The sequence below is a fragment of the Ferrovum sp. genome, from assembly GCF_027317285.1.
Taxonomy (GTDB): domain Bacteria; phylum Pseudomonadota; class Gammaproteobacteria; order Burkholderiales; family Ferrovaceae; genus Ferrovum.
This window is the reverse complement of record NZ_DAHVHV010000013.1, coordinates 32,901-42,595: the sequence shown is the minus strand read 5'-3', so window position 1 is coordinate 42,595 and position 9,695 is coordinate 32,901. Positions and strand designations below refer to the sequence as shown.

At 57.3% G+C, this 9,695-nt stretch carries 7 protein-coding genes; 2 read left to right on the top strand and 5 right to left on the bottom strand.

All coding sequences use genetic code 11. The features are described 5' to 3' along the window. Window positions 1-206: 206 nt before the first annotated feature. Window positions 207-401 carry a hypothetical protein gene (locus M6F29_RS04770; RefSeq protein WP_298157752.1) on the bottom strand — a complete coding sequence of 65 codons (195 nt, stop codon included), beginning with the start codon at window positions 399-401 and terminating at the stop codon, window positions 207-209. 129 nt (window positions 402-530) lie between these two features. Then, entirely contained in the window at window positions 531-1,241 is a 711-nt protein-coding gene (locus M6F29_RS04765) for an ArsR/SmtB family transcription factor (protein ID WP_298157751.1), read from the bottom strand. Window positions 1,242-1,369: 128 nt separating this feature from the next. Here M6F29_RS04765 and M6F29_RS04760 point away from each other — a divergent pair, with 128 nt between their 5' ends. Both M6F29_RS04760 and hisC read left to right on the top strand, forming a co-directional pair. Continuing rightward, complete coding sequence (locus M6F29_RS04760) at window positions 1,370-2,779, top strand: MFS transporter (protein ID WP_298157750.1); 1,410 nt, start codon at window positions 1,370-1,372, stop codon at window positions 2,777-2,779. Window positions 2,780-3,037: 258 nt separating this feature from the next. Beyond that, window positions 3,038-4,102 carry a histidinol-phosphate transaminase gene (gene hisC, locus M6F29_RS04755; RefSeq protein ID WP_366525938.1) on the top strand — a complete coding sequence of 355 codons (1,065 nt, stop codon included), beginning with the start codon at window positions 3,038-3,040 and terminating at the stop codon, window positions 4,100-4,102. Window positions 4,103-4,174: 72 nt separating this feature from the next. On the opposite strand, the gene M6F29_RS04750 is transcribed toward hisC, so the two are convergent. From M6F29_RS04750 to M6F29_RS04740, 3 genes are all read right to left on the bottom strand, one after another. Next, window positions 4,175-6,955: an AMP-binding protein gene (locus M6F29_RS04750; RefSeq protein ID WP_298157748.1), complete on the bottom strand. Its 2,781-nt coding sequence runs from the start codon at window positions 6,953-6,955 to the stop codon at window positions 4,175-4,177. A 105-nt stretch (window positions 6,956-7,060) separates the two neighbouring features. Then, window positions 7,061-8,689, bottom strand: a complete 1,629-nt coding sequence (locus M6F29_RS04745; RefSeq protein WP_298157747.1) for an NAD(P)-binding protein — start codon at window positions 8,687-8,689, stop codon at window positions 7,061-7,063. Then, window positions 8,686-9,690: a thiamine pyrophosphate-dependent enzyme gene (locus M6F29_RS04740; RefSeq protein ID WP_297456861.1), complete on the bottom strand. Its 1,005-nt coding sequence runs from the start codon at window positions 9,688-9,690 to the stop codon at window positions 8,686-8,688. The genes M6F29_RS04745 and M6F29_RS04740 overlap by 4 nt, the downstream gene beginning before the upstream one ends. Window positions 9,691-9,695: the final 5 nt, after the last annotated feature.

Genomic DNA, 9,695 nt, shown 5'->3' with positions numbered 1-9,695 from the left:
AGGCCGAGTATCTACTGGATTTTCTGCGGTACAACGAGGCCGATACTATCTATCTGGTGGGCGATATTCTGGATGGATTCCTTACGACCAACACCTTTGTTACTGGCACCATTCTCGACTGCGACGGCGGTTGGAAATTAAAAAATGCCTAACGGGGTTTTGAGGATGTCATGCCTGTGAACCGGCAAGTCTCGAAAAGTTCTGAATCACACATTGCTGGTAGCGTTCCTTGATGTACTCGGAATAAGATCACTTTGCAGTTGGATAATCGCGCCGTCCCAGGGAAAACCACCGGTACCGGTGGCGAACGCATTGGAAATGGTGGCCAGAAATACCGCCCCGGCCATTCCGGCACGGCGAACGATTGGGTTATAAACTGTGCTATGAATCGAGTTTTTCATGCTGTTCCGTCCTTTTGAATGTAGGCCTCGATATGAGGTCCTTACTCAGACTCGGTGGGGAGGGAACGGAGAAACTGCGTTCAATGGGGGGTCATCAGCACCGTCCACTGTCGAAAAAACTTTTACAACTTATGAAACTGACACGACGGATATTTCTTCAATGCCAAGTTGTTTTTTCAGCCCAGACCATCCCTTCGGCGTGACTTGAATGACACGGGATGATTTAGAGCGCCGCAACCAACCCGCAGAGCACAGCACGTTCATAAATTCAACGCCAAGCGGACCGGCCAGATGATGGGTGCGTTCCGTCCAGTCGAGACATTGCCGCGCAAGACCGCGTCGGGTTGGTTTGAGTGCTCGAACATCGAGACCCATGTTGCCAAACCATTCGATACCGGCTGGCGTCACCTCGAATTGTTTGTCAGGTGCAGGAAGAATATAGCCCCGTTTTTGCATGCTTCGTGTGATGGCAACCCCGACCTGACCGGCAAGGTGATCGTAACAACAACGGCAAAACCTGAGTTGCAGCCCCTGTGGGCTGAGCGCCTTCCGTCTGACAGGGGCTTCGGGTTGAATTGCTGCAAGTTGCTCCAGCGCATGGGCAACGTCAGGGCCAGCAAGGCGATAATAGCGATGCCGTCCCTCTGTCTCGACCAATACCAGCCCACCTGCAAGCAACTTGGCGAGATGGGTACTCGCAGTCTGTGCAGTAATGCCGGCCGCATAAGCCAACTCGCCCGCTGGCAGCGCGCGTCCATCCAACAATGCCGTCAGCATCGCCGCACGTGTAGGGTCAGCAATCAGGAAAGCAGTGGCAGAAAAACTTGGCAGGTGGGACATGCGCACTCCTGTCGTAGTAATGACCCTATCCTATCCCAACAGTAGCATCGAACGCTTCGACGCACATCGAAACATCTTGATCAGGTAGGCGATAAACTGGACCAACCTAAAACTGAGGCCCGAATATCATGGATGACCTCTCTCGTCCACGCCAGCGACACCACCCCAGCGTGGCAGCCAAATACCGTTGGGTCACCCTGATTACGCTTTGTATGGCGGTACTTGTCGCCCAGGTGGATACGGCAGTCGTCAATCTTGCCCTCCATCCTATCGGCGAATATTTTTCAGCCAGCGTCAATGCGCTGCAATGGATTGTGGATAGTTACAACCTCGTCTACGCTGTGCTATTGCTCACGGGTGGCCAACTGGCCGATCTCTATGGCAGGCGGCGCATCTTTATGGTCGGAGCGGCGATCATCACGGTAGCATCCTTCCTTTGCGCGTTCGCTCCCTCCCTCACGATTTTGATCAGTGGTCGCGCGCTCGCTGGCCTCGGTGCGGCCCTCTTGATTCCAGCGTCCCTGGCCATTATCCGGGTGGTCTGGCATGAACCCATGGAACGTGGCAGGGCCCTTGGTATTTGGGCAGCCTGCAACGGACTGGCACTGGCAATCGGCCCGACACTGGGCGGGTTTCTGATTTCCCGATTTGACTGGCAAAGTATCTTCCTGGCAACGATTCCACTGAGCCTTACTGCGCTGCTTCTCGCGATACCGTCTATTACTGAGTCCTCTGATCTGAGGGATCGACATTTCGATGCTCCTGCACAACTACTTGGTGCCACTGCTCTCGGCAGTCTGGCCTTTTCTGCGATCCAGTTGCATAGCATGCCCAGACTTGCCATCATCACCTTCGCCGTCGCCTTGTTTGCAATTGTTCTGTTCATCAAGCTGGAGGCGAAAAAGGGCGCCGTAGCCCTCGTGCCTTTGGATATCTTCCGGGTACGAGAATTCCGGGGGGCCATAATCGCCACAACCGGAATGACATTCGGCATGTACGGCACCCTTTTCCTGCTGCCCTTGACATGGCAAAGCAGCGGCAGGCTGGATGCAACCGGAGCCGGCATCGCGCTGATGCCGATGGCCCTGGTTTTTGTTCTCGTTTCGCCGTTCTCTGGAGCGCTGGCGAAAAAGTTTAGTGTGAGTTTTATGACCGCCGGAGGCGTGGCAATCATCGGCAGCGGTCTCTTGCTCATCGGTTTGAGCGCACATCTAGCATCCATCGTCTTGACCGAGATAGGACTGACGCTGACTGGGTTCGGAATGGGCTTAGCCACAGGCCCCTTGATGGGTGCCGTCGTTGGTGCAGTTACTCCAGACCGTTCTGGAACTGCCAGCGCACTTATCAATGCGGCCCGTATGGCAGGCGCGACGATCGGCGTTGCAGTCCTTGGAGCGTTGTTCGCCATGATGCATGACAGCCAGGATGGTTTGCGCCTTTCGATGTTCCTTGGGGGGCTGGTTCAAATCATATGCGCTACTGTGGCGTGGGCAACGATGCGCCCAAAAGCGGGCGTAGTTCGGAGAGCGGCCCTATAATGGCGATATTGGAAGATGTCCAGGCCTGGAGCAGATGGAACAAATGGCGAAACGTCGGCCTGATACTCAACTTCAAACTCTGGAAGCAGGCCACATTGTTCATTTTGATAACCCCAGTGCTTTCACTGAAGCAGTGCGAACTTTTCTGAACGGCCTTCAACAAGAAAGGCAGATTCCCTGCCACCTACCACGTTAGCAGAGGTGCAGGAATTGACGCAAAATACCTCCCCCAATAAACATCATATGGAAAAATATGAAATGAATCGATTGTGGAGTCCGTGTATTCATGAATTGGTGCCGTATGTGCCGGGCGAACAACCCAAAATTCCGAATCTGATCAAACTCAATACCAATGAAAATCCTTATGGGCCATCGCCTTCTGTTCTCACGGCACTCAACGGTGAAGTAGGCAGCGGTTTGCGCCTCTATCCCGACCCAGATGCATCGAAACTCAAACAGGCGATCGCGTCCTACTATCATGTTTCTCCATCCGAGGTTTTCGTTGGAAATGGCTCCGATGAGGTCCTGGCCCATGCATTCCATGCTTTTTTTATTCAGGACCAGCCGATCCTGTTTCCAGATATTACTTACAGTTTCTATCCCGTATATTGCCGTCTGTATGGAATTACCTTCACTACCGTAGCGCTCGATCGCGATATGGGGATTCGGGTCAACGACTATCAGAGGCCATGTGGCGGCATCGTATTCGCCAACCCAAATGCACCGACAGGCATCCCCTTATCTCTGTCGGAGATTGAAACCGTCGTCCGCACACACCCCGACCGCGTAGTCCTAATTGATGAAGCCTATGTGGACTTTGGCGCCAAAACTGCCATACCACTGGTGAAAACGTATCCAAATTTACTGATTGTTCAAACATTCTCGAAGTCGCGCTCGCTTGCCGGCCTGCGTGTCGGGTTTGCAGTGGGTCATGCATCACTGATCGAAGGATTGGAACGTGTGAAAAATAGCTTCAACTCCTATCCCCTAGACAAACTCGCCATCGCTGGTGCCGTGGCCGCGCTTGAAGACGAGGACTACTTTCAGGAGAAACGGGCTCTGGTGATGCGGACGCGCGACCTTCTGGCTCGGCAACTCGAAGCCATGGGGTTTCTGGTCTGCCCGTCGGCCACCAATTTTCTGTTCGTGCGTCACCCCGATCACAATGCCGCAAGTTTGGCATCTGCACTGCGCGAATGCGCCATACTGGTCAGACACTTCCGCCAGCCCGAAATTGAAAACTATCTTCGCATCAGCATCGGCACCGAAGCCGAATGCGCTAGTTTGCAAGCGGCATTGGTTGCCGCCCTTGACGCTGCCTGAATCCCCCGGTGTCAGCGAAGATGTCACGTCGTGTCCCGGTTCATTCACTATTGGCCCGGATGGAATCTGCCATCACCTCGCCACGTCCGGTTCTCCGCAGTGGCGCAAGATTTCCGCACGGGCGGTATTGCGCAGTTTGAGGGCAGCGGCCCAATCCGTTCCATCGGGAAGGATCGGCACCCCGAGGGTGATGCTGATCGCGCCGCGCCGCGGAAACCATTGGCCATCGCGCAATACGGTGCGGGAGCCGCGGATGGTCATCGGTACGATCGGAACTCCTGCCTGGGCTGCGATGACAAACGCACCCATGCGAAATGGCAGCAGACCCGGTGCCCGGTAAAAGGTGCCCTCCGGAAAGAAGATCAGCGACTGTCCGGCCTGCATTCTCTCAAGCAACCGTTTCACACCTTCCACGCTTCCTTCGAATTCAAAGCGCTCCACGAATTCCGTACCGATGTGTTGCAGGTAGATGCGGGGAATGAACTGATCTTTCAGTTCGCGCTTGGCGACGAAACTGAACTGCCGCGACAGTGCAGCGACCACAAGTATGCCGTCCAGATAACTGGCGTGATTGGCCACCAGTACGCACGCGCCGGTCGGCAGATTCTCTACGCCCCGCACCAGAAACGGCATGCCGGACAAGCGCACAAACAACCGCGCCATGATACCGCTCACGCCCCAACTCCACACGGGGCGCGGCAGAATGGAAGCAATCAGCCAGGTGAATGGCGCCATCATCCAGAACAGCATCCAGAGATACCCGGCATAGAGGGCATCCACGATCATGTAAAAATTTCGGCGCAGTTGAAGAACCATTCCCATCCAGGCCAGATGCGTGAATTGTCGCCACACCGCATGCGGGGGCACATCACTCACACCTTTTTCATAGAGTTCCCGGCTGGCGGCACGACGGATCTTGCCGCTGGAGGTCTTGAGCACGCCATGCGGTGGAGCCAGCACCACATCATCCGGCGGTTCACCGAGCAAGTTCATTGCCAGGGTATTAATCTGCTCGCGTAGTTTGTCCAACGCCTCGGTCTCGGTTATGCGCGTTTCCGCCATCACCACCAAACGCTCTGTACCACTGACCAGGTCGGGACTGCCGAATACCGCGACACAACCCTTGCGTATGCCAGCGATATTGCCCACCGCCTCTTCCAGTTCATAGGGATAGATGTTGCGTCCGGCGCGGATGATGATGTCCTTGACACGGCCGGTGAGATAGATCTCTCCAGCGTCGGTGTAGGCCAGGTCACCGGAATCAAGCCACCCATCGTGGAACAGGCCGCTTGTCTGTTCCGGATTATGGAAATAGCCCGAGGTGGCGGAAGGACCGCGAAATTCCAGTCTCCCCTCTTCACGCTCACCCAATTCATGACCCGCGCGATCGACGATGCGAATGGCGTGGCCGGGCAGTGGCTGGCCACAGGCCACGAAGCGCAACACCTCCAACTCGTCCTCGGCGGCAGGCAGGGCCCGACCGCCGCGCATGAACGGTTCGCGGCGAATCCGGTCGATGATCGGTCCGCGGCCAGGAGGCGGAAAGGCCAGACCAACCGCAGACTCGGCGAGACCGTAGACCGGCGTGAGAGCCTCCGGGCGCAAGCCATAGCGACCAAAGCGCTGCTGAAAACGGTAAACGGTGTCTGGGCTGACGGGTTCTGCGCCATTGAAGGCCATGCGCCAACTGCTCAGATCCAAACCCTCGATGGCACGGTCGTCGATCTTGCGCAGACATAACTCATAGGCGAAGTTGGGTGCCGCCGACAAGGTGCCGCGGTGACGATGGATGGCCCACAGCCAGCACTCGGGTCGGACCAGAAAGGTGAGCGGCGACATGACGACGAGAGGAATGGCATGGTACAGACTGCCCAGCCAGGCGCCGATCAGGCCCATGTCGTGATAGAGCGGCAGCCAGCTCACGAACACGTCCGAGGCATCTGCCCGTGCCGCCTGTCCCATCGCCCGGATGTTGGCAAGCAGGTTGGCATGGGTCAATACCACTCCCTTGGGATTGCCGGTGCTGCCGGAAGTGTACTGCAACATGGCAATCTCTTCAGCCCTGCTGACGTGGCGGGCAAGCCCTGCCCCTGGCGTGGAAAGTTCCTGTACCGTCGCAACGGTGCGCAGGCTTGCGACAAGAGACTTGAGCAGTTGCGCCAGCGGTCTTGCTTCCGGTACGGTGATCAGCAGAGTGGCCGCGGCATTGTTCAGGATACCCGCATGACGGCGCAGATGATCCCCGATCTGCGACAGACGCGCGGGCGGATAGATGGGCACAGGGATGCCGCCGGCCAGCAGCACACCATAAAAACTGTAAAAGTAGTCGCGACTGGTCGGAAGCATGATCGCCACGGTCTGGCCCGGCTGCAGATCATGGCGTTGCAACCCTGCAGCCAGCGCCTCCGCCCCTTGGTGCAAGGCCTGATAACTGAGTATCTCCTCTCCTGCCTCTTCAGAGAGGACGATGTGCGTGCGCTCGCCATGGGCGGACACGTGCCAGTCAAGCATTTCCAGCAGGGTGGTGGCGTGACTGGGAATGTCTGTTACCTCCCCGGCGGCAATCTCCCTGATTTCTGCTGCCGCAAACGGCTGCGGTGCGGCACTGGCGGACGACAGGGCCCGCAGCAAATCGCGTGGCGTCTCGATCGTCGCCAACGTCCGCTCCGGCAGACTCACATCAAAAAAGCGCTCACAGCGCAGCACCAATTCCACCCGAGCCAAACTGTCGAAGCCGATGTCACGGTCCAGCGCGCTGTCGAGGGTCACCACCGTCCTTATGCCGGGGCGCAATTCGGCAGCGAGGGTCCCTGCAATATCGAGCAATGCCCTGGCCTGATCATCCGCGCTCATATGACCCCGAATATCCAATCTCACCCGCCCCTCTCTCAAGCGACCCTCCCACGCGGCCCTCACCCATCCTGTTACCGAAAATCAGAATCGGTCCGAAGAGGGTCGTCAGGCATCCTCTGGAACCATCTTGATTGCCCCGCATGGACATTCGGCAACGCAGATGCCGCAACCCTTGCAATAGTCGTAGTTGATCCGGAAACGCTTGCCGTGGCCAAGTTTGATCACCGAGTTGTCGGGACATACGCCATAGCAGTTATCGCACTCGAAACAGTTGCCACAGGACAGGCAGCGACGCGCCTCGAACAGAGCATTATTCTCGTCCAGGCCGCCCTGAACTTCCTCAAAACCGGACTGGCGGCGTATTGCATCCAGCACCGGACGCATGATTTTTGGGGCATCGGAGTAATACCATGGATTGAGCATATCGAAAGTAACCGGTTCATGTTTTGCGGCGGGCACATAACTTGTGTGGCGCAACCAGGCATCGATGTGACGCGCGGCTTTTTTGCCATGCCCGACTCCCATTGTCACGGTACGCTCCGATGGCACCATGTCGCCTCCGGCGAAAATACCCGGATGCCCGGTCATCATGTTGCTGTCGATCTGCACCGTGCCATCCTTGATCTCTAGGCCTGCCACGTTTTGCAGTAGAGACAGATCGACATCCTGCCCGAGCGCCAGCACCAGCGAATCCGCCGCCATGGTTTCGAATTCGCCCGTGGGTTGCGGATAGCCTTTTTCGTCCAGCGCCATTTTCTCGATGGTGAGGTCATGTTCGCCAGCATGGATGATCGTGGACAACCATTTGATCATCACCCCTTCCTGCAGCGCTTCTTCCACCTCGGTATTATGTGCCGGCATCTTCTCTCGCGTGCGACGATAGACGATGATGGTTTCAGTCGCCCCCAGCCGCCTGGCGGTACGCGCCACATCGAGCGCGGTATTGCCCCCACCATAAACCACCACACGGCGGCCCAACTGCGGCCTCTCCTCACCCTCCATGCTGCGCAACACGGAAACCGCGTCCATGATGCGTGCCGCGTCGCCTGCCGGAATGAAGGCGCGCTTGCCAATGTGCGCCCCGACGGCGAGAAATGCCGCATCAAAATTACCGCTGTGCATGCTGTCCTCGATGTTCGTCACTCTGGTATCGAGTTTGAGTGTCACGCCGAAATCAAGTATACGCGCCACTTCGGCATCCAGCACCTGGCGAGGCAGACGATATTTGGGAATGCCAAAACGCATCATGCCACCGGACAGCGGACCGGCCTCGTGAATTTCCACGCGGTGTCCGAGACGCGCAAGATGGTAGGCGGCGGACAATCCGGACGGACCGGCGCCGACCACCAGCACTTTCTTGCCGGATGTTGCGGCGGGCTCATCGAATTTCCAGCCGTGTCTGATCGCCTCATCGCCGAGAAATCGTTCGACCGAATTGATGCCGACCGCACTGTCCAGATGGCCTCGATTGCAGACATCTTCGCAAGGGTGATAGCAGACCCGCCCCATGATCGCAGGCAGCGGATTGTCCAGGGTCAGCACACGCCAGGCTTGTTCGTAATCTCCCGATTCGGCGTGGAACAACCAGCCCTGGATATTTTCTCCCGCAGGACAGCCCGCATTGCACGGCGGCAACCTGTCCAGATAAACCGGTTTCATGGTACGCCATGATCCGGTGTGATTGGCCAGCGAGGAGCCGGGATCCAGCGTGATGGCAAATGGTTTGTCCCTCATGGTGTCTCCTGTTGCTTTACCAACCCGTACTTGCGGATATTGCGATCGGCACGCGCCTGTATGCGTGCGATGACCTCCAGTTCAGGTTTGGCGCCGAACAAATGGGCAAAGCGTTTTTGTGGTTTCAGATATTCCTCGACAGGCAGTTGCTTGCGTATCGGCAATGCGCTGACTTGCAAGCCATGCTCCGCCTCGAATATCGGGAACAAGCCGGTTTCATGCGCCAGCCGCGCAATGCGGATGGTATCGTGCGAAGCCGTTCCCCAACCCAGCGGGCACGGTACGAAGATATGGATGTAGCGTGCACCGCGAAATTCCATCGCGCGCTTCACTTTGGCTTCGAGGTCGTGCAAATCGGCCACGGTGGCCGTCGCAACATAGGGGATCTCGTGGGCCATCGCGATCGCAGGAACGAATTTTCCCTGCCCGAAGGGATTGCCGGGATTCGGACCTACCGGCATCGTGGTTGCCGTTCGTGCTGCGGGAGGCGTGGCTGACGAGCGTTGCACGCCGGTATTCATGTACGCCTCATTGTCGTAACAGATGTACAACACATCATCGTTGCGCTCGAACATGCCGGACAGGCAGCCGAGTCCGATATCGGTGGTGCCACCATCGCCGCCCTGCGCGATCACCCGGATTTCGTTGCGCCCTTTGACCTTCAACGCCGCCGCAATGCCGGTCGCCACCGCTGCGGCATTTCCAAACAGGGAATGCATCCACGGCAACTGCCATGACGTTTCGGGATAGGGCGTGGTAAACACTTCCAGGCAACCCGTGGCATTTGCCGCGATCAATTGTGACTTGGTCGCTTCCATCGCCGCATCCAGCGCATAGCGCGCGCCCAAAGCCTCCCCGCATCCCTGGCAGGCGCGATGTCCCGAGTTGATGGCATTGCTGCGATCCCGATGCGACTGGACGCTGCGGTCTTCAGGTTTCAGCAAGCGGTTGCCGACGGTGAAAGTGCCGGTCTGGTAAAACTTGACAGGTTGGAATGGCATGCTGT

Bases quoted from the DNA above. Each gene is read 5' to 3' on its own strand.
- M6F29_RS04740 (WP_297456861.1), bottom strand. From the start codon at position 9,690: ATGCCATTCCAACCTGTCAAGTTTTACCAGACCGGCACTTTCACCGTC.
- M6F29_RS04765 (WP_298157751.1), bottom strand. From the start codon at position 1,241: ATGTCCCACCTGCCAAGTTTTTCTGCCACTGCTTTCCTGATTGCTGAC.
- M6F29_RS04750 (WP_298157748.1), bottom strand. From the start codon at position 6,955: ATGAGCGCGGATGATCAGGCCAGGGCATTGCTCGATATTGCAGGGACC.
- M6F29_RS04745 (WP_298157747.1), bottom strand. From the start codon at position 8,689: ATGAGGGACAAACCATTTGCCATCACGCTGGATCCCGGCTCCTCGCTG.
- M6F29_RS04770 (WP_298157752.1), bottom strand. From the start codon at position 401: ATGAAAAACTCGATTCATAGCACAGTTTATAACCCAATCGTTCGCCGT.
- M6F29_RS04760 (WP_298157750.1), top strand. From the start codon at position 1,370: ATGGATGACCTCTCTCGTCCACGCCAGCGACACCACCCCAGCGTGGCA.
- hisC (WP_366525938.1), top strand. From the start codon at position 3,038: ATGAATCGATTGTGGAGTCCGTGTATTCATGAATTGGTGCCGTATGTG.